The 18,159-nt window shown below is 66.8% G+C and carries 17 protein-coding genes; 3 read left to right on the top strand and 14 right to left on the bottom strand.

Annotation, left to right across the window (positions count from 1 at the left end):
• Nucleotides 1-3: 3 nt before the first annotated feature.
• From fliR to fliE, 14 genes are all read right to left on the bottom strand, one after another.
• The gene (gene fliR, locus BWQ93_RS08995; RefSeq protein ID WP_077030250.1) at nucleotides 4-783 is read right to left on the bottom strand and encodes a flagellar biosynthetic protein FliR; all 780 of its coding nucleotides are present in this window, start codon (nucleotides 781-783) and stop codon (nucleotides 4-6) included.
• A 213-nt stretch (nucleotides 784-996) separates the two neighbouring features.
• Nucleotides 997-1,266 (bottom strand): flagellar biosynthetic protein FliQ, encoded by a 270-nt coding sequence (locus tag BWQ93_RS08990; protein WP_058808057.1) that lies wholly within the window; start codon nucleotides 1,264-1,266, stop codon nucleotides 997-999.
• Nucleotides 1,267-1,270: 4 nt separating this feature from the next.
• Nucleotides 1,271-2,038 carry a flagellar type III secretion system pore protein FliP gene (gene fliP, locus BWQ93_RS08985; protein ID WP_077030249.1) on the bottom strand — a complete coding sequence of 256 codons (768 nt, stop codon included), beginning with the start codon at nucleotides 2,036-2,038 and terminating at the stop codon, nucleotides 1,271-1,273.
• Nucleotides 2,028-2,312, bottom strand: coding sequence for a flagellar biosynthetic protein FliO (locus BWQ93_RS08980; protein WP_056349463.1), 285 nt, complete (start codon nucleotides 2,310-2,312; stop codon nucleotides 2,028-2,030). Before BWQ93_RS08980 ends, fliP begins: the two co-directional genes overlap by 11 nt.
• Nucleotides 2,312-2,644 carry a flagellar motor switch protein FliN gene (gene fliN / locus BWQ93_RS08975; RefSeq protein ID WP_058808055.1) on the bottom strand — a complete coding sequence of 111 codons (333 nt, stop codon included), beginning with the start codon at nucleotides 2,642-2,644 and terminating at the stop codon, nucleotides 2,312-2,314. Before fliN ends, BWQ93_RS08980 begins: the two co-directional genes overlap by 1 nt.
• Entirely contained in the window at nucleotides 2,637-3,566 is a 930-nt protein-coding gene (locus BWQ93_RS08970) for a FliM/FliN family flagellar motor switch protein (protein WP_077030248.1), read from the bottom strand. Before BWQ93_RS08970 ends, fliN begins: the two co-directional genes overlap by 8 nt.
• Nucleotides 3,563-4,174, bottom strand: a complete 612-nt coding sequence (locus BWQ93_RS08965; RefSeq protein WP_077030247.1) for a flagellar basal body-associated FliL family protein — start codon at nucleotides 4,172-4,174, stop codon at nucleotides 3,563-3,565. The genes BWQ93_RS08970 and BWQ93_RS08965 overlap by 4 nt, the downstream gene beginning before the upstream one ends.
• A 13-nt stretch (nucleotides 4,175-4,187) precedes the next feature.
• A complete protein-coding gene (locus BWQ93_RS21375; protein WP_077030246.1) occupies nucleotides 4,188-5,666 on the bottom strand; it encodes a flagellar hook-length control protein FliK in 1,479 nt (492 codons plus the stop codon).
• Nucleotides 5,663-6,103, bottom strand: coding sequence for a hypothetical protein (locus BWQ93_RS08955; RefSeq protein WP_077030245.1), 441 nt, complete (start codon nucleotides 6,101-6,103; stop codon nucleotides 5,663-5,665). Before BWQ93_RS08955 ends, BWQ93_RS21375 begins: the two co-directional genes overlap by 4 nt.
• Nucleotides 6,100-7,431, bottom strand: a complete 1,332-nt coding sequence (locus tag BWQ93_RS08950) for a FliI/YscN family ATPase (RefSeq protein WP_077030244.1) — start codon at nucleotides 7,429-7,431, stop codon at nucleotides 6,100-6,102. The genes BWQ93_RS08955 and BWQ93_RS08950 overlap by 4 nt, the downstream gene beginning before the upstream one ends.
• Complete coding sequence (locus tag BWQ93_RS08945) at nucleotides 7,428-8,027, bottom strand: FliH/SctL family protein (RefSeq protein WP_077030243.1); 600 nt, start codon at nucleotides 8,025-8,027, stop codon at nucleotides 7,428-7,430. Before BWQ93_RS08945 ends, BWQ93_RS08950 begins: the two co-directional genes overlap by 4 nt.
• Nucleotides 8,020-9,054 (bottom strand): flagellar motor switch protein FliG, encoded by a 1,035-nt coding sequence (locus BWQ93_RS08940; protein WP_077030242.1) that lies wholly within the window; start codon nucleotides 9,052-9,054, stop codon nucleotides 8,020-8,022. Before BWQ93_RS08940 ends, BWQ93_RS08945 begins: the two co-directional genes overlap by 8 nt.
• Complete coding sequence (gene fliF, locus BWQ93_RS08935; RefSeq protein ID WP_077030241.1) at nucleotides 9,047-10,702, bottom strand: flagellar basal-body MS-ring/collar protein FliF; 1,656 nt, start codon at nucleotides 10,700-10,702, stop codon at nucleotides 9,047-9,049. Before fliF ends, BWQ93_RS08940 begins: the two co-directional genes overlap by 8 nt.
• A 4-nt stretch (nucleotides 10,703-10,706) precedes the next feature.
• Complete coding sequence (gene fliE, locus BWQ93_RS08930) at nucleotides 10,707-11,048, bottom strand: flagellar hook-basal body complex protein FliE (RefSeq protein ID WP_077032287.1); 342 nt, start codon at nucleotides 11,046-11,048, stop codon at nucleotides 10,707-10,709.
• A 240-nt stretch (nucleotides 11,049-11,288) separates the two neighbouring features.
• On the opposite strand from fliE, the gene BWQ93_RS08925 reads away from it, so the two are divergent.
• The 3 genes from BWQ93_RS08925 (at nucleotide 11,289) to rpoB (ending at nucleotide 18,111) form a co-directional block, all read left to right on the top strand.
• Nucleotides 11,289-12,101 (top strand): flagellin N-terminal helical domain-containing protein, encoded by an 813-nt coding sequence (locus BWQ93_RS08925; protein ID WP_077030240.1) that lies wholly within the window; start codon nucleotides 11,289-11,291, stop codon nucleotides 12,099-12,101.
• A gap of 177 nt (nucleotides 12,102-12,278) precedes the next feature.
• Nucleotides 12,279-13,487, top strand: a complete 1,209-nt coding sequence (locus BWQ93_RS08920; protein WP_077030239.1) for an acyl-CoA dehydrogenase family protein — start codon at nucleotides 12,279-12,281, stop codon at nucleotides 13,485-13,487.
• Between the two features lie 445 nt (nucleotides 13,488-13,932).
• Nucleotides 13,933-18,111 (top strand): DNA-directed RNA polymerase subunit beta, encoded by a 4,179-nt coding sequence (gene rpoB / locus BWQ93_RS08915; protein WP_077030238.1) that lies wholly within the window; start codon nucleotides 13,933-13,935, stop codon nucleotides 18,109-18,111.
• Nucleotides 18,112-18,159 lie beyond the last annotated feature (48 nt).

Below are 18,159 nucleotides of genomic sequence, written 5' to 3'. Positions count from 1 at the left end.
GGCTCAGCCCCCCGCGACCATGCGCGCGGCGTCGAGCGCGTCGGAGAGGATCTGCGCCAGCCCCTCGGCCATCACCGGGGTTGCGACGCCGAGCAGCACGACGCCGGCCAACAAGGTCGCCGGGATGCCGACCGCGAAGAGGTTGAGCGCGGGCGCCGAGCGGCCGATCACGCCCATGATGATCTGGACGAGGATGAGGACGAAACCGACGGGCAGGGCGATCGTCAGCCCCGCGGCGAACATCAGGCTGCCGAAACGGATGATTCCCTCGATCGTCTGCCACGAAGGGAAGGCGTTGCCGGGCGGCAGCGCGCTATAGCTGTCGACGATGATCGAAATCAGCACCAGATGCCCGTCGGCGGCAAGGAAGATCGCGGTCGCCAGCATCGAGAGGAACTGCCCGATCGCCGAACTGGAAGAGCCGCTCAAGGGATCGACCATCGAGGCGAAGCCGAGGCCCATCGCATTGCTGATCGCCTCGCCCGCGAGCAATGCCGCGGCGAGCCCCATCTGGAGCACGAAGCCCATGGCGAGACCGATGACGACCTCGCCGATGATCAGGAAGAAGCCGGGGACCGAGACGATGCCCTCGGGCGGCAATGTCATGCCCGACGCCGCGACCGCGGGCACGCCGACCGCGAGCGCGATGACGAGGCGGAGCTGGATCGGGACGTTTGCCGCGCCGAACACCGGCGCCGCGAGGAAGCAGGCGCCGGGGCGGATCATGCCGAGCATCCACAGCTGCAGCATCGCCTCCACATTGGGGATGTCGGCGGGGTTCATACTTGTCCGGGCGGCTTTACCTTCCCCCTTGATGGGGGAAGGATACGAAGCCTTGCGCCCTTGGCGCTAGGCGAAGTTGGATGGGGGTGAGGGCGCGTCCTCGCGCCATCGCTTCAGAACGCGAGCGCACCCCCTCCGCTGCGACTAGGCGGCTGCGCCGCCAAGTCTCGCTGCCTCCCCCATCAAGGGGGAGGGGAAAGGGGGAGGCGCTGGTCATCGGACGAGCGTCGGGATCTGCGCGAAGATTTCGCGGGTGAAGTCGGTGAGCAGCACCAATATGCTGCCGCCGAAGATCGCGAGGCAGATCGCGGCGACGATCAGCTTGGGCACGAAGGTCAGGGTCTGCTCGTTGATCGAGGTCGCCGCCTGCACCATGCCGAGCAGCACGCCGACGATCAGGATCGGGATCAGCAAAGGCGCGGTTGCGAGCGCGAGGATCCACAGCGACTGCTGCGCGACGCCGACGAAATAGTCCGCTTCCACGTCGCTAGGTCCCGAAAGAGGCGGCGAGCGAGCCCATCGTGAGCGCCCAGCCGTCGACAAGGACGAAGAGCAGCAGCTTGAAGGGCATCGATATGATCGTCGGCGACAGCATCATCATACCCAAGGACATCAGCGCCGAGGCGACGATCAGGTCGATGATCAGGAAGGGCAGGAAAATGAGGAAGCCGATCTGGAACGCGGTCTTGAGCTCGCTGGTGACGAAAGCGGGGAGCAGGATCGAGAAGGGAACGTCCTTCGGGCTCGCATAGCTCGGCGCCTTGGCGATCTTCGCGAACATCATCAGGTCGGACTTGCGCGTCTGAGTCAGCATGAAGCCGTGGAGGGCATCGCCCGAGCGCGATACCGCGGTGCCGATGTCGATCTGTTCCTGGCCGTATGGCTCGATCGCGACGCGGTTCACCTCGGTGATCACGGGCGCCATGACGAACAGCGACAGGAACAGGCTCAAACCGACGAGCACCTGGTTCGGCGGGGTCTGCTGGAGTCCCAGCGCGTGGCGCAGGATCGACAGCACGATGATGATGCGCGTGAAGCTGGTCATCATCAGCAGCAGCGACGGCAGCACCGTCAGCAGGCTCATCAGGAGCAGGATTTGCAGCGACAGCGACAGCGGGCGGCCGTCGCCGCCGATCTCGTTCACCGCGCGGGCGAGCCCGCTCGCTTCCTGCGCATAAGCCGCGGGCGCCGCAATCAGCAGCGCCACGCCGCCGGCGATCGCCGCGGCGCGCAGCCAATTTCGCTTAGTCGACATGGAAGTCGCCCTGGCTGTTGTCGGCGAGCCGGGTGACCGCGCCGCGCGAGACCGAGAGCAGGATGCGCTGCCCGGCGAATTCGACGACGGTCAGCTTGGTTCCGGGGCCCAGCGGCAGCACGTCGATCATCTCGATCGCGCGCGTCCGCTTCGCGCCCTGCCCGGGCAGCTGGAGCGTGCCCATCTGGACCTTCTTCCACAGCCACAGGCTGCCCCACGCCATGCCGCCGACGAGCGGCAGCAGGATGAGGAGGCGCAGAATATATTCGAACATCAGGCCCTCCGGTCGAAACCGGCGAGGCCGCGGTCGGGGGCGACGACTTCGGCGACCTGGATGCCGTAACGGCCGTCGACATTGACGATCTCGCCGCGCGCGATCAGCGTGCCATTGGCATAGATGTCGAGCAGTTCGTTCGCGGCGCGGTCGAGCTCGACCACGCTGCCTTCGGACATGGCGAGCAGTTCGGCGAGGGTCATCGAGGTCGATCCGACCTCGACCGACACGCGCAGCGACACGCCGGCGAGCAGGTCGAAATTGGGCGCCGCCGCCATGTCCTTGGCGCCGCGGCGTTCGCCGCGCGCGGGGGCTTCGCTGAGATCACTCATCGTCGGATCCTCTTTCGATATGCTCGATCATTATGGCCGCATTTCCATTCGCTTCGCCGATGCTTCCGGCGGCGAAATGCCGACCGGCGACGGTTACCGGAACATTGCGCGGAATGGTTAACGGAATGATATCGCCGACCTCCAAACCGAGCAGTTTGACCAAAGAAATTTCGGGACGCGCCAAGACCGAGCGCACCGGCAGGCGAACGGTCTTCAATGCGCTGTTCAGCGTCGCGGTCCACTCGGCGTCGGCGGGGGCTTCGTCGCGGATGTCGGGACCCGATTCGACGTCGGCGATGCCGCGCAGCGCGGCGACCGGATAGGCGCAGGCGATGGTGCGGCCGTCGAGCACGCCGCCGCGCAGGGTGAAGCGCTGGACCAGCAGTTCGTCGTCGGCGCGCACCGCGGCGAGCTTGGCGCTGTCGGTGGTGACGCAGTCGAGTTCGGGGACCATCTTGCCGTCCCAGGCGGCCGCGAGCTGCAGTCCGATATCGCGGCCAAGGCGCGCGGCGAAGCGGTCCTCGGCGTCGGTCAGCTCTTCGCGTTCGCTCGCGAGCTGGCCCTTGCCGCCATAGAAGATGTCGACGAGCTGGAGGATCAGCGGGCGCGCACCGGCGAGCAGCACCGGGCCCTTGAGCGGCGGCGCGTGGTAACGCCAGAAGATCGCCGGCGCGCTCGCGGCGCACCAGTCGGCAAAGCGCATGCGCTCGGCGGTCCCGCGGTCGACCTGCACCGTCGGCGCACCGAGCGCGCGGATGAGGTCGCGGAGGCTCCGCGCGAACTGGTTCGCGACGCCGTCGAGCACGGGGAAGGCATAGCCGTCCTCGGCCTTGCGCAGCAGCAGTGACGCGGTCGCGTCGTCGGTCGCGGGCTTGGCGGTCGGCGCTTTCGGCGTCTTGAAGGGATTGGTCTTGGCGCTCACTGGATCACCATGTTCGTGAAATAGACATTGTCGATGCCGCCGAAGCCTTCCTTGTCGCGCAGCACGCCGTTGATCGCGCCGGTCAGCTGGCGCTGGAGCGACTGCTTGCCGTGCGTGGTCGACAGCAAGGCCGGATCCTGTTCGGCGAGCACCATCAGCACCGCCGATCGGATCGGCACGTCTTGGCGCTTGATGTTCGCGATGACCTTGCCGTCATAATAGGTCGACAGGCTGATCCCGACCTGCAGGAAACCCGACCCGTCGGCGAGGTTCGTGGTGAAGCTCTGCTCGATCGGATAATAGGTTATCTCGTATTTGCGCGGGTCGACCTTGAACTTGTCGTTGGGGACCGACACCGTGCCGACCTTCGGCGGGGCGTCTTCTTTCTTGCCCTCGGCCGCAGGTTCCTCTTCGTCTTCCCTACGTACGACCAGCTTGGGGTAGAAATCCTCGGGCTTCGGCGCAGTCTTGGCCATACCGACGCCGAAATACATGCCGGCGCCGGCGCCGGCGCCGATCAACACCGCGGCACCGACGGCGATCATCAACAGCTTCTTCATCTTGCCGCCCTTCTTCGGCGCGGCGGCTTCGGTCTTGTCCTTGGTCATCGGTCGGCTCCTGTTAGGCGAAGCGGCCGCGGCGTTCGCCGCTGCGCTCGTCACGGGTTTCGGTACGCGCTTCGGCGCGGTCGTCGGCGGTTTCGATCAGATGGCTCGCATCCTGCGCGCCGCTGCGGCCCTGGCCCTGCTGCGACTGGCGGCCGGTCTCGTTCGGGGTGCAGGTCACCTGCGTTTCGGCGACGCGCACGCCCTGTTGGCGGAGATCGTCGGCGAGGCGCGTCTGCGCCGCGGTGACGATCGTCGCGGTGGCTTCGTGCTGGGTGTCGAGCCTGACCGACACGCCCTCGTCGCCCACCATCATCGACACGTCGAGGCGGCCGAGGTGGCGCGGCATCAGGCGAAAGCTGATGTCGCCCGACGCCGATTTGGTCGCGGCGATGTCGGCGGCGAGCTGTTCGATCCAGGCGTCGTCGCTGCCGAGGTCGAGTACCCGTTCGGCGATCGTCGCGACGGGCGCGGCGGCGGCTAGCGCGGTTGTCGCGGCGGTGGCGGGCTGGGCGAAAAGCACCGTCATCGACGGCTCGGCAGCAGGCTTGGCGGCGGGGGATTCGAGCGCGGCGAGCATCGGCATCGCGGGCGCATCGCTGCGGGCCTTCGGCGCGGCGGCCGGCAGCGCGGGCGCGTCGTCGCGGCGCGGCTTGGCGGCGGGGGCCATCTCGGCGGCGGGCTTGCCGGCGGGGCGCGCTTCGGCGGGCGCGGTGATCGAGGCCAGAAACGCGGCGACGGGGGCGGCTTCGGCGGCCACCGGGGTTTCGCCCTCGCTCGCGCCTTCGCCGTCGGTGGCGGGCAGGGCGATTGCGGGCTTGGCAGTGGCGGGCTTGCCCGCGGTAATGGTGAACTGCGCCAGCGTCGCGAGCAATTCGTTCGCGGCGAGGATCGCCTTGTCGGTGGGCGCGGCTTCGGGCTTGCCCGGCGTGGCGGTTTCGACCGGGAGGTCTACGGTCGGGGCGGGATTCCGCGGCACGGCCACCTGCGGCGCATGAAGCGGCAGGGCAGGGCGCGCGGGCTGCGGCGCAATCGCTGTCGGCAGAGCTGCTGCGGATACGGCAACAGGTGCAAACTGGATCGGCATGGCGGGAGCGGCGACGGGTGCGAGCTCGGTCGTACCCAACAGCCGTTCGCCCTGAGCTTGTTGAAGGGCCGTATTTTCTTGTGGCGTCGACAGCGAGGAGGACGGTGCTTCGACAAGCTCAGCACGAACGGGGATGGGAGTGGCTTGCGGTTCACTATTCGATGCTTCGGCAAGTGTCGTTGCCGCGATCGGCGCAGCGCCATGAGCGGCTGCGACGCTCGCCATCGGCGCGATCTTCACGACGGGCACGGCAAGCGGCGCGGCCACCGGCGCCGTCCCGCGCGTCTGCGCGGCGACAAGCTGCTCGAACGCGCCCGCTTCGCCCGCCTCGCCGCCCTGTACCGGGGTCAGCATCGCGAGCAGCGAGGGCATCGGCGTCGCCTGGGTCTGCGGCAGCGCAGGCATCATGCGATGCCGCCGTCGATCAGGCGCAGGCGCATGCCGGTGCGGAACGGGCGGTTGGCGTCGGCGCGGCGTTCGCTTTCCTGTTCGGCCGATTTGCGGCCGCGCTCGTAGAGGCGCACCGCCGATTCTTCCTTGACCATCGCGCGCTGGGCGAGCGCGCCCATCTGGTCGCGGCGCGCGCTGGCGCCCGCCGTCGGCGCGACGAGATTTTCCTTCGCCATGTCGAGCCGCATGCCGAGTTCGCCGATCGTGTTGAGCGCGCGCCCGGCGACCGCGCCCTTCGCCATCGCGAGGTCGGTGCGCAGCACCTCGAGCCGCTTGCCGAGCTCGACGAGATTCGCAAGCTCGCTGTTGGCGCGCGCGAGATTGGCCTCCGCCATCTGATGTTCGACGCTGCGCACGCGGATGATCCGTTTGCGGCGCGCGGTGCGAGAGGTCATGCACTATATCCTTCGACTAGGGTTTGGCGGGAGGTGGTGAAATCGACCTGGGCCTTGGCGCCCTGCGATACGAAAGCGAGCTGGTCGGCGCGGCGCATGATCGCCTCGTCGAGCACCGGATCGCCGCCGGCGACATAGGCGCCCATCAGCATCAGATCGCGGTTCTCTTCATACGCCGACCAGAGCTGGCGAAAGCGCGCGGCGGCGGCGGCATGCTCGGGATCGACCGAGTCGACCATCGTGCGCGACAGCGAGCGCGCGACGTCGATCGCGGGATAGACGCCCTGTTCGGCCATCTGCCGCGACAGGATGATGTGGCCGTCGACGATCGCACGCGCGCTGTCGACCACCGGATCCTCGATGTCGCCGCCGTCGGCGAGCACGGTGTAGAGCGCGGTGACCGATCCGCCGGTCTTCTTGTCGATGCCGGCGCGTTCGCACAGCGAGGGGATCAGCGCGAAGACCGAGGGTGGATAGCCCTTCATCGTCGGCGGCTCGCCCAGGGTCAGCCCGATCTCGCGCTGCGCATGCGCGACGCGGGTCAGGCTGTCGATGAGGAGGAGGACCTTCTTGCCCTCGTCGCGAAAGGCTTCGGCGATCGCGGTCGCGCGCATCGCGGCGCGCAGGCGGAGCAGCGGCGGGTGGTCGGCGGGGACCGCGACGACGACCGATTTCTTGCGGACTTCGGGGGGCAATTTGGTTTCGACGAAGTCGCTGACTTCGCGGCTGCGCTCGCCGATCAGCCCGACGACGATCACGTCGCAGTCGGTGCCTGCGATCATCTGGCCCATCAGCACCGACTTGCCGACGCCCGAGCCCGCGATGATCGCGACGCGCTGGCCTTCGCCGACGGTCAGCAGCCCATTGATCGCGCGCACGCCCATGTCGAGCGGGCGGGTGACGCGACCGCGGCGTAGCGGGTTGACCTTGCGCCCGGCGAGCGGCCACAGGAATTGCGACTTGATCGGCGGGCGCCCGTCGAGCGGATTGCCCTGCGCGTCCATGATCCGGCCGAGCAAGGTCTTTCCGACGGGGACCATCGAGCTGGCGCCATGCGGCTCGACCGGCGCGCCGGTGACCAGCGGCTTGTTCATGTCGAAGGGCAGGACCAGGCTGCGGTGCCCGCGGAAGCCCACGACCTCGCCATAGACATAGTCGTTGTCGGCCGACTTGATGCGGACGTTGCTGCCCAGCGGCTGCGGGAAACCCGACACTTCGAGCATGATGCCCTCGTGCGCGACGAGCGTGCCGATGCGGCGCGGGCTCGCCTTGGCGATATCGACGGGGGCGAGCAATTGCTGCGCCGACAGGGCGAGGCGGCGCGTCATGCGCTGGCTTCCTCGCGGCCCAGTGCGGCGCGCAGTTCATTGAGATACACGGCGCGGCCATGCTCGATCCAGCCAGCGGAAGTCTCGACGCGGACGGTACCGCGCATCATCGTCGCGTCGGCGGCGACGGGCAGGCGGATGTCGCTGTCCATCAGCAGCGCGGCGTCCTGCGGGTGAGCCCACAGGGTGCGCGCCTTGTCGGCTTCCGACACGAGGGCGGCGGCGGTTTCGGCCTGGTCCTTGAGCCAGACCGCGTCGATCGGCGCGTCGGCGACGATCTGGCGGACGAGCCGCTCGACGGTCTCGGCGATCAGCTGCGCAAGCTCTTCGCTGGGTTCGTCCTGCAGCGCCTCGGCGCCCGCGACGAGCGCGAGCAGCTGGCCGCGCTCGACCACGAACCCGGCTTCGGCGAGGCGCTGGCCTTCTGCGAGGCCCTTTTCGAACGGGTCTTCGCCGGGCTCGACCTCGACGTGCACATGCGCGGCGGCTTGGGCCTCGGCCTCGCGCACCGCGGGGTCGAAGGACATCGGGCGGAAACCGCCCTGCCGTGCCATCGCCATCGCGAGCGGGGTGGGGGCGAAGCTGTTGTCAGACATAATCGTCGCCCGCACCCGCGATCATGATCTCGCCCGAGGCGGCCATCTGGCGGACGATCGTCATGATCGCCTTCTGCGCGTCGTCGACGTCGGTGCGCTTGACCATCGTCATCTCGGCCATTTCGTCGCGGATCGTTTCCGAGGCGCGCTGCGACATCGTCGAGAGGCAGAGGTCGACCATGTCGTCGTCGGCGCCCTTGAGCGCGATCGAAAGCTGCGACGCATCGACGCCGCGCAATATGGTGCCCAGGCTCTTCATGTCGAGATCGCGCAGATTTTCGAAGATGAACATCTCTTCCTCGATCGTCTGCGCGAGCTGGCGGTCCGATTTCTTGAGGTTGCGGATTGCGCGCTCGCTGGCCGACTTCGACATCTTCTTCATGATCTTGGCGACATCGCTCGGGCCGCCGATCGGCTGCTTGGCAACGCGCTGGCCGCCGACATTGGCGGCGGCGAGCACCGATTCCAGATCCTCGATCGCCGCGGCGGGGACCGACGACAGCTGCGCCGCACGCAGCACCAGGTCGGCCTGCAGCACTTCGTCGAGCGTCTCGATCGCGCGCGCCGCGATGTCGGGGACGAGCACCGAGAGGATCAGCGCGCCGACCTGCGGATGTTCGCTCGCCAACAATCCACTGATGGCGTCGATGTCCATCCAGCGCAGCATTTCGAGCGACGCGGCGCTCGACTGCGGCGCGACGGCGGCCAGGATATTGTCGGCGCGGACGTTGCCCACCGCCTGGTTGATCACGGTGCGGATGCGCGTGTCGGCGCCGACGCTGAACGCGCTGACCGAGCGGCTGCGCGTCACGAAGCGGTCGAGCGCCTGCTCGATCTGGACTTCGGTCGCGTTGGCGGCGTCGAACATGCCTTTCGCCAGCTGGCGCACTTCGGCGGGGTCGAGGTGCTTCAGGATCGTCGCGGCTTCGCTTTCGTCGAGCAGCATCAACAGGATCGCGGCGGCGGCAGAGCCTTCGACCGCGGCCTTCGCGGGCGAGGTGCCGAGGTCGGTGTCGAGATCAGCCACGGGCGCCCTCCTGCATCAGCTGGCGCACGACGATCGCGGCGCGCGCCGAATCCTGGCGGACGAAGGCGCGGACGAGGTTGGCGCGGTCCTCGTAGCTCGGCGCCGCCTCGATCATCTCGAGGGTGATTTCGCGGCCGCGCGGGCGGGGGAGGGCGGGGTTGCCGCCCTCGGCGGCCGCCATCAGCGATTCCTCGAGCGCGGCATCGCGTTCGGCGCGCGCGGCGGCGCGGGCCTTGGCGGCCTTGATCAGCGGGCGGCCGATGAAGAAGAAGGCGAGGATCGCGACGAGCACCGCGCCGATCTGCTTGACCAGCGGCAGGAACCAGCCCTGTTCGTAGAAGGCGGGCGACATGTCCTCGACCTTGGCGAAGGGGCGCTGGCTGATCGCGACCTGGTCGCCGCGCGCCGCATCGAAGCCGACCGCGCCCTTCACGAGGCCGTCGATCTTGGTGATGTCGGCGCGGGTCAGCGCCTTCGATCCCTGGTTGAGCGCGACCGCGACCGAGACGCGGCGGAGCTGGCCCTGCGGGCGATGCGTGACCGAAATCTCGCGGCCGACCTCATAGGCGCGCTGGGCGTTCTCGTTGCTCTGCGTCGCCGGGGCGGGAGCGCCGGGGGCGGTGCCGTTCGGGGTCTGGTTCAGCGCCGAGGCCGGCGGCGGCTGGTTCGACAGCGCGCCGGGGATGCCGACCGCGGGCGCGTCGCCCTGGCCGCTGACCGAGCGCGTGACCATCTCGCTTGTCAGCGCGCGGTCGTTCTCCGGAAAGCTTTCGCGCGTCGCCTGGCTTTCGGACATGTCGACGTCGGCGTGGACTTCGACGGTATAATTGCCCGCGCCGAGCATCGGGCCGAGCAGGCTGTCCAGCGCGCGGCGATAACGGTCCTCCATCTGCGTCTGCAGCTGGAACGCCTGCATGTCGCCAGACGTCGCCGAGTCCGACAGCAAAGCGCCGCGCTGGTCGATCACCGACACCTGGTCGGCGTTCATCCCCGGCACCGACGAGGCGACGAGGAAGCGGATCGCCTGCACCTGGCCGTCGCTGAGGCTGCGGCCGTTCTGCAGCGTCAGCATCACCGATGCCGTCGCGGGCTTGTCCTCGCGAACGAAGAGGCTGGGTTCGGCGGCGGCGATATGCACGCGCGCGCCCTTGACCGCGTCGATCGCCTCGATCGTGCGGGCGAGGTCGGCTTCGCGCGCACCGCGCAGCGTCTCGCCCTCGATCGCGCGGCTGGCGCCCATCGGCAAGGCGCCGATCATCTCGCTGCCGTCGGCCGACGCCTTGGGCAGGCCTTGCCCCGCGAGCGCGATGCGCGCGGCGTGGAGCTTGTCGGCGTCGACGGTCAGCGCGCCGGTGGTGGCGTCGATGCTGTGTGCGATGCCTTGCGCGGTCAGCGCTTCGGCGACCGCGGCCTTGTCGGCGTCGGCGAGCCCGGCGAAGAGCTGGGTCTGCGGCGCCGCGGCGGTCGCGAAATAGGCGAGCGCGGCGATGCCGATCGCGGCGGTGGTGGCGATCGCGGGCAAGGCGCGCTGGACGGCGGGCTGGCGCAGCGCCTGCTGGATCGGCGCGAAGCGGCCGCCCGCGGCGGGAACGGGGAGGCGGCGGTCGCTGCCCGCGTCGACGGGATTCAGGATTTGGGTATCGGCCATCGGATCAGACCGGTATGTTCATGATGTCGCGGTACGCGGAGAGCAGCTTGTTGCGCACCTGCAGCGTGGTCTCGAAACCGAGCGAGGCCTTCTGGCGCTCGATCATCACGCTGACGATGTCGTGCGTGTCGCCGCGCTCATAGGCTTCGGTGATCTCGCTCGCCTTCGACTGCTGGGCGTTGACCTGCTGCAGCGCGGCCGAGATCGCCGATCCGAAATCGAGGGTTCCCGCCGCGCCGTCGACGCCGCCCGCACCACCGCGGCCCGCGGCGCGCTGCAGCGCTTCGTTCTGATTGAGGATCGAACTGCGCATCTGCAGCAGCCGGCTCTGGTCAATCGTGCTCATAATCATCCGTCCTCACCGCGGCATCGCGCCGCACGCAAAGAGTAATGCAAAGCGCGTGCCAGAAATTTTTTCCGTTGAAAAACATAGGGGTGATTGCAGATCGGGGCCGGCGTTAACCCATTGCGGCGTTTTTTTGACGCGCGCGCTTAAGCCCCGCCGCCGCCCGCCGTTACTGCAATCGTGAAGCTCGCCGAGCCGCACACCATGGGAATGGCCCTTGGGGGGCCGGAAAGGGAACTTATGACCGTTATCAACACCAATGTGAGCGCGCTCCGCGCCCAGAACAACTCGCGGGTTGCGGGTCGCATGCAGTCGGAGGCGATGGAACGCCTGTCGAGCGGCAAGCGCATCAACAGCGCGAAGGACGACGCCGCCGGCCTCGCCATCGCCACCCGCATGGACGCCAGCGTCCGTGGCCTCAACCAGGCCGTCCGCAACGCCAACGACGGCATCTCGCTGTCGCAAACCGCCGAAGGCGCGATGGGCGGCATTTCGAACATGCTCGTCCGTATGCGTGAACTGGCGATCCAGGCCTCGACCGGCACGCTGGGCGACGACGACCGCACCGCGATCCAGACCGAAGTCACCGCGCTGATCGCGCAGATCGACGATGTTGCGACGCGGACCACCTTCAACGGTACCGCGCTGCTCGACGGCACCGCCGACCTCGACATCCAGACCGGCCTCAACGACGGCGAAGTCGTGAACATCACCGTTGCCGACATGCAGTCGGCCGGCCTCGGCGTCGACGGCCTCGACTTCTCGACCGCTGCCGGCGCGTCGGGCGCGCTCGCCACGCTCGACACCGCGATCCAGACGGTCGCCACCGAACGCGCCAACCTGGGTGCCCAGCAGAACCGCCTCGAAGCCACTGTCGACAATTTGACGTCGACCGTCGTGAATCTGGCGGACTCGAAGTCGCGCATCGAAGACACCGACTTCTCGGCGGAATCGACGAAGCTCGCCGCCGCCGGCATCTTGGCCCAGGCATCGACCGCGATGCTCGCCCAGGCGAACCAGAGCCAGCAGGGCGTGATGAACCTGCTGCGCTAAGGTCTGAAGAGTACCCGAGTTCGGGCTATATTTGGTTGGTCCCTTAAGTAGCCCGATGCGATGCCCCGGTCCCCCACGACCGGGGCATCCTTTTTTGCGCGATGCTTCGTTTGCGAAGCGCTTGCCCCGCCGCGCCAAATGATCCAACGGGTCCCCGACACGACAGGGGAGCCACAGATGAGCCATCAGCAAGCCGCCGCCGCGACCGTCTCGGAACGCGCCCTCGAAATCGGCGCCCGCGTCGAAGCCTTCGTCCGCACCGTCGTCGCCCCCTATGAGAACGACCCGCGCCGCGACCATCACGGCGCCCCGACCGACGAACTGGTCGACGAGCTCAAGGCCAAAGCGCGCGCCGCGGGGGTGCTCACGCCCCACATCCTCCCCGACGGCGACCATCTGACGCAGGTCGAAACCGCCTATGTCCTCCAAAAGTCGGGGCTGTCCCCGCTCGGCCCACTCGCGTGCAACACCGCCGCACCCGACGAGGGCAATATGTATCTGCTCGGCAAGGTCGGCAGCCCCGAGCTCAAGGCGCGCTTCCTCGACCAGCTGGTGCAGGGCCACGCCCGCTCGGCCTTTTTCATGACCGAACCTGCGGAGGAGGGCGGTGCGGGATCCGACCCCTCGATGATGAAGACGGTCTGCCGGATGGACGGCAACCACTGGGTCATCAACGGCCGCAAATGCTTCATCACCGGCGCCGACGGCGCGAAGGTCGGCATCGTCATGGCGAAGGCCGAGGATGTCGCCGCGGGCGGCGGCGCGTGCATGTTCCTCGTCGATCTGCCCGACCCCGCGATCCGCATCGAGCATGTGCCCAACACGATCGACAGCTCGATGCCCGGCGGCCATGCGACGGTGATCATCGACAACCTCCGCGTCCCGGCCGACCAGATGCTGGGCGAAGCGGGCGAGGGCTTCAAATATGCGCAGGTGCGGCTGTCGCCCGCGCGCCTGTCGCACTGTATGCGCTGGCACGGCGCCTGCCAGCGCGCGCACGAGATCGCGACCGACTATGCCAATTGGCGCCACGCCTTCGGCAAGCCGCTGATCGACCATGAGGGCGTCGGCTTCATGCTCGCCGAGAACCTCATCGACCTCAAGCAATCCGAACTGATGATCCGCTGGTGCGCCGAAGTGCTCGACACTGGCGACCTCGGCACCGCCGAAAGCTCGATGGCGAAGGTCGCGGTGTCCGAAGCCCTAATGCGCATCGCCGACCGCTGCGTCCAGGTGATGGGCGGCACCGGCGTGACCGACAAGACGATCGTCGAGCAGGTGTTCCGCGAAGTCCGCGCCTTCCGCATCTACGACGGCCCCACCGAAGTCCACAAATGGAGCCTCGCCAAAAAGATCAAGCGCGACTGGAAGGATGCTCAGGCCTAAGCGTCAGATCAGCCCGTCGGGTGGGGATGGAATTGCCGGTTCCGGGCGGAAGCAGTCAAGCCGACCTATAAATCCCGTTCGTGTCGAGCGAAGTCGAGACACGCCGAGTTGGCGCGCGCCTTCAAGTGTATCGACTTCGCTCGACACGAACGGAAATAGAGGACGGTTTGAAAACCACCCCGAAACCGTCATCGGCCCCCGATTCGACATCGCCGGCCAATATCCCCGGCCCGCCGCGTTGACAAAATAGGACCCGAAACCTATATCGCCCGCACACCCCATCGTTCGAGATAGAGCCTGACTTTGCGCGGCAGGCTGTACGGATAGGTCGGCGGGGATTTCGAGATGCGTCAAGAAGCTGCGGTAAACCGGCGACGGTTGCCTGCGGCCTTTTTGCGTCTCGATCGCGTCCGCGATCTAATTTATCAAGGCGAGACAATCACTTATGGCGACCAAGGCGAAGTCGGTGGGCAAGGCCCTCGAAGCAACCGCGAGCAAGCGAATCCGTAAGCTGTTCGGCAACATCCACGAAGCGGTGGAGATGCCCAACCTCATCGAGGTGCAGCGCGAATCCTATGAGCAGTTCCTGCGGTCCGACCCCTCGGTCGGCTATGTTTCGGGCCTCGAAAAGACGCTGCGCAGCGTTTTCCCGATCCGCGATTTCGCCGGCACTGCCGAGCTCGACTTCGTCCATTACGAACTCGAAGCGCCCAAGTATGACGTCGAGGAATGCCGTCAGCGCGGCATCACCTATGCGGCGCCGATGAAGGTCACACTGCGCCTGATCGTGTTCGAAGTCGACAGCGAGACCGACACCCGCTCGGTCCTCGATATCAAGGAGCAGGACGTCTACATGGGCGACATGCCGCTCATGACCGAGAACGGCACCTTCTTCGTCAATGGCACCGAGCGCGTCATCGTGTCGCAGATGCACCGTTCGCCGGGTGTGCTCTTCGACCATGATCGCGGCAAGACCCACTCGTCGGGCAAGTTCCTGTTCGCCGCGCGCGTCATTCCGTACCGCGGTTCGTGGCTCGACTTCGAATTCGACGCCAAGGACATCGTCAACGTCCGTATCGACCGCAAGCGCAAGCTGCCGGTGACGTCGCTGCTCTATGCGCTGGGCATGACGGGCGAGGAAATCCTCAACCATTTCTATGACCGCCTCGTCTTCGAGCGCGCCGAAAATGGCTGGCGCGTGCCCTTCCAGGTCGAGAATTGGCGCGGCGCGAAGCCCGCTTTCGATGTGGTGGATGCCAAGACCGGCGAAGTCGTCTTTGCCGCCGGCCACAAGATCAGCCCGCGCCTTGCCAATAAGGCGGCGAAGGACGGTCTCGACACGCTGCTGATCCCGACCGAGGAAATCTTCGGCCGCTACAGCGCCTATGACCTGATCAACGAGTCGACCGGCGAGATCTATATCGAAGCCGGCGACGAAGTGACCGCCGACAATCTCGAAAAGATCGACGGTGCGGGCATCGACAAGCTCGTGCTGCTCGACATCGATCACAACAACACCGGTCCCTGGATCCGCAACACGCTGAAGGCGGACAAGGCCGAGGACCGCGACCAGGCGCTTTCGGACATCTACCGCGTCATGCGCCCCGGCGAACCGCCGACGCGCGAAACCGCGGAAGCTTTGTTCGGCGGCCTGTTCTTCGACCCCGAGCGCTACGACCTGTCGGCCGTCGGCCGCGTCAAGCTCAACATGCGCCTCGGCCTCGACGCCGAGGATACGGTCACCACGCTGCGCAGCGAGGATATCCTTGCCGTCGTCAAGGAACTGGTGAACCTGAAGGACGGCAAGGGCGAAATCGACGATATCGACAACCTCGGCAACCGCCGTGTGCGTTCGGTCGGCGAATTGCTCGAGAACCAGTATCGCGTCGGTCTGCTCCGCATGGAGCGCGCCGTTAAAGAGCGTATGAGCTCGGTCGACGTGTCGACCGTGATGCCGAACGACCTGATCAACGCGAAGCCCGCGGTCGCCGCGGTGCGCGAATTCTTCGGTTCGTCGCAGCTCTCGCAGTTCATGGACCAGACCAACCCGCTGTCGGAAGTCACCCACAAGCGCCGCGTGTCGGCGCTCGGGCCGGGCGGGCTGACCCGTGAAAGGGCTGGCTTCGAAGTCCGCGACGTTCACCCGACGCATTATGGCCGTATCTGCCCGATCGAAACGCCCGAAGGCCCGAACATCGGTCTGATCAACTCGCTCGCCACCTTTGCGCGCGTGAACAAGTACGGCTTTATCGAGACCCCGTACCGCAAGATCATCGACGGCAAGGTCACGACCGAAGTCGTCTATCTGTCGGCGATGGAAGAGCAGAAGCACACGGTTGCCCAGGCGAACGCCGACCTCAACCCCGACGGCAGCTTCATCGACGAGCTGATCTCGGCGCGCGAAGCGGGCGAATTCCTGATGGCCCCGCGCGATCAGATCACGCTGATGGACGTGTCGCCGAAGCAGCTGGTTTCGGTCGCGGCATCGCTCATCCCGTTCCTGGAAAACGATGACGCCAACCGCGCGCTCATGGGCTCGAACATGCAGCGTCAGGCTGTGCCGCTGCTACGGGCCGAAGCGCCCGTGGTCGGCACCGGCATGGAAGAAACCGTTGCCCGCGACTCCGGTGCAGCCATCGCGGCGCGCCGCGGCGGCATCATCGACCAGGTCGACGCGACGCGTATCGTCATCCGTGCGACCGACATGGTCGAACCCGGCAGGTCGGGCGTCGACATCTATCGCCTGCAGAAGTTCCAGCGGTCGAACCAGAACACCTGCATCAACCAGCGTCCGCTGGTGAAGGTGGGCGAAGTCGTCCGCGCCGGCGACATCATCGCCGACGGTCCGTCGACCGAACTCGGCGAACTGGCGCTCGGCAAAAATGTGCTCGTCGCGTTCATGCCGTGGAACGGCTATAATTATGAGGACTCGATCCTCATTTCCGAACGCATCGTGAAGGACGACGTCTTCACCTCGATCCACATCGAGGAATTCGAAGTCACCGCCCGCGACACGCGCCTTGGCCCCGAGGACATCACGCGCGACATCCCGAACGTCGGCGAGGAAGCGCTCCGCAACCTCGACGAAGCGGGCATCGTCTACATCGGCGCCGAAGTCGGCCCGGGCGATATTCTGGCCGGCAAGATCACCCCCAAGGGTGAATCGCCGATGACGCCGGAAGAGAAGCTGCTGCGCGCGATCTTCGGCGAAAAGGCCAGCGACGTGCGCGACACCTCGCTCCGCCTGCCGCCGGGCGTGTCGGGCACGGTCGTCGAAGTCCGCGTCTTCAACCGCCACGGTATCGACAAGGACGAACGCGCGATCGCGATCGAACGCGAGGAAATCGAGCGCCTGAAGCAGGACGCCGACGACGAGCGCGCGATCCTCAACCGCGCGACCTTCTCCAGCCTCAAGGACCTGCTGATCGGTCAAACGACCAGTGCGGTGCCCAAGGGCCTGAAGAAGGGCGACGAAGTCACCGAACAGATGCTCGTCGACCTCGACCGTTCGGACTGGTGGAAGCTCGCCGTCGTCGATGACAATGCGCAGACCGCATTGGAAGCGATCAAGGCGCAGTATGACGACGCGATCAAGCGGATCAGCGCGAAGTACGAAGATCGCGTCGAAAAGCTGCAGCGCGGCGACGAACTCGCACCGGGCGTGCTCAAGATGGTCAAGGTCTTCGTCGCGGTGAAGCGCAAGCTGCAGTCGGGCGACAAGATGGCCGGCCGTCACGGCAACAAGGGCATCATCAGCCGCATCCTGCCGGTCGAGGACATGCCGTTCCTCGAGGACGGGACGCATGTCGACTTCGTGCTCAACCCGCTGGGCGTGCCGTCGCGCATGAACGTCGGGCAGATTCTCGAAACGCACCTCGGTTGGGCATCGCGCGGTTTCGGCCAGCGGATCACCGCGGCGCTCGAGGACTGGCGTATGGCGAACCCCGACCCCGAGGCCGGCGCCCCGCCCGAGGCGGTACGCGAAGCGCTGCTGCAGGCCTATGGCGACGAATATGCCGACGAAATCAAGGCGCGCAGCTCGGAAGAGGTCGTCGAACTCGCCGGAAACCTGTCGGTGGGCGTGCCCTTCGCGACCCCGGTGTTCGACGGTGCGCGCGAAGGCGACGTGTCGGCGATGCTGGAACGCGCGGGTCTCGATCGCTCGGGTCAGGTCGATCTCTACGACGGCCGCACCGGCGACCGTTTCGACCGCAAGGTGACGGTGGGATATATGTATATCCTGAAGCTGCATCACCTGGTCGACGACAAGATCCACGCGCGTTCGATCGGGCCGTACTCGCTTGTCACCCAGCAGCCTCTGGGCGGTAAGGCGCAGTTCGGCGGCCAGCGCTTCGGTGAAATGGAGGTCTGGGCGCTCCAGGCCTATGGCGCGGCGTACACGCTCCAGGAAATGCTGACGGTTAAGTCCGACGACGTGATCGGCCGCACCAAGGTCTACGAAGCGATCGTCAAGGGCGACGACACCTTCGAGGCCGGCATTCCCGAAAGCTTCAACGTGCTCGTCAAGGAAATGCGCTCGCTGGGCCTCAACGTCGAATTGTCTTCCTATGCGGAAGAGGATCCCGACGAAGGTCCGGAAGCCCTTCCCGAAGCCGCCGAATAAGATTTTTCCTCACCCCTCTCGTGCTAAGCGAGAGGGGAAGATGGAGCT

This window comes from Sphingopyxis sp. QXT-31 (assembly GCF_001984035.1).
Lineage (GTDB): Bacteria > Pseudomonadota > Alphaproteobacteria > Sphingomonadales > Sphingomonadaceae > Sphingopyxis.
This window is presented reverse-complemented; position numbering and strand designations above follow the sequence as displayed.

What these genes read in the sequence shown, in the direction of transcription:
- BWQ93_RS08950 (WP_077030244.1), bottom strand. Translation starts at nt 7,431, where the DNA reads ATGACGCGCCGCCTCGCCCTGTCGGCGCAGCAATTGCTCGCCCCCGTC.
- fliR (WP_077030250.1), bottom strand. Translation starts at nt 783, where the DNA reads ATGAACCCCGCCGACATCCCCAATGTGGAGGCGATGCTGCAGCTGTGG.
- fliF (WP_077030241.1), bottom strand. Translation starts at nt 10,702, where the DNA reads ATGGCCGATACCCAAATCCTGAATCCCGTCGACGCGGGCAGCGACCGC.
- BWQ93_RS08955 (WP_077030245.1), bottom strand. Translation starts at nt 6,103, where the DNA reads ATGACCTCTCGCACCGCGCGCCGCAAACGGATCATCCGCGTGCGCAGC.
- BWQ93_RS08965 (WP_077030247.1), bottom strand. Translation starts at nt 4,174, where the DNA reads ATGACCAAGGACAAGACCGAAGCCGCCGCGCCGAAGAAGGGCGGCAAG.
- BWQ93_RS08920 (WP_077030239.1), top strand. Translation starts at nt 12,279, where the DNA reads ATGAGCCATCAGCAAGCCGCCGCCGCGACCGTCTCGGAACGCGCCCTC.
- fliN (WP_058808055.1), bottom strand. Translation starts at nt 2,644, where the DNA reads ATGAGTGATCTCAGCGAAGCCCCCGCGCGCGGCGAACGCCGCGGCGCC.
- rpoB (WP_077030238.1), top strand. Translation starts at nt 13,933, where the DNA reads ATGGCGACCAAGGCGAAGTCGGTGGGCAAGGCCCTCGAAGCAACCGCG.
- BWQ93_RS08980 (WP_056349463.1), bottom strand. Translation starts at nt 2,312, where the DNA reads ATGTTCGAATATATTCTGCGCCTCCTCATCCTGCTGCCGCTCGTCGGC.
- BWQ93_RS08925 (WP_077030240.1), top strand. Translation starts at nt 11,289, where the DNA reads ATGACCGTTATCAACACCAATGTGAGCGCGCTCCGCGCCCAGAACAAC.
- BWQ93_RS08945 (WP_077030243.1), bottom strand. Translation starts at nt 8,027, where the DNA reads ATGTCTGACAACAGCTTCGCCCCCACCCCGCTCGCGATGGCGATGGCA.
- fliP (WP_077030249.1), bottom strand. Translation starts at nt 2,038, where the DNA reads ATGTCGACTAAGCGAAATTGGCTGCGCGCCGCGGCGATCGCCGGCGGC.
- fliE (WP_077032287.1), bottom strand. Translation starts at nt 11,048, where the DNA reads ATGAGCACGATTGACCAGAGCCGGCTGCTGCAGATGCGCAGTTCGATC.
- BWQ93_RS21375 (WP_077030246.1), bottom strand. Translation starts at nt 5,666, where the DNA reads ATGATGCCTGCGCTGCCGCAGACCCAGGCGACGCCGATGCCCTCGCTG.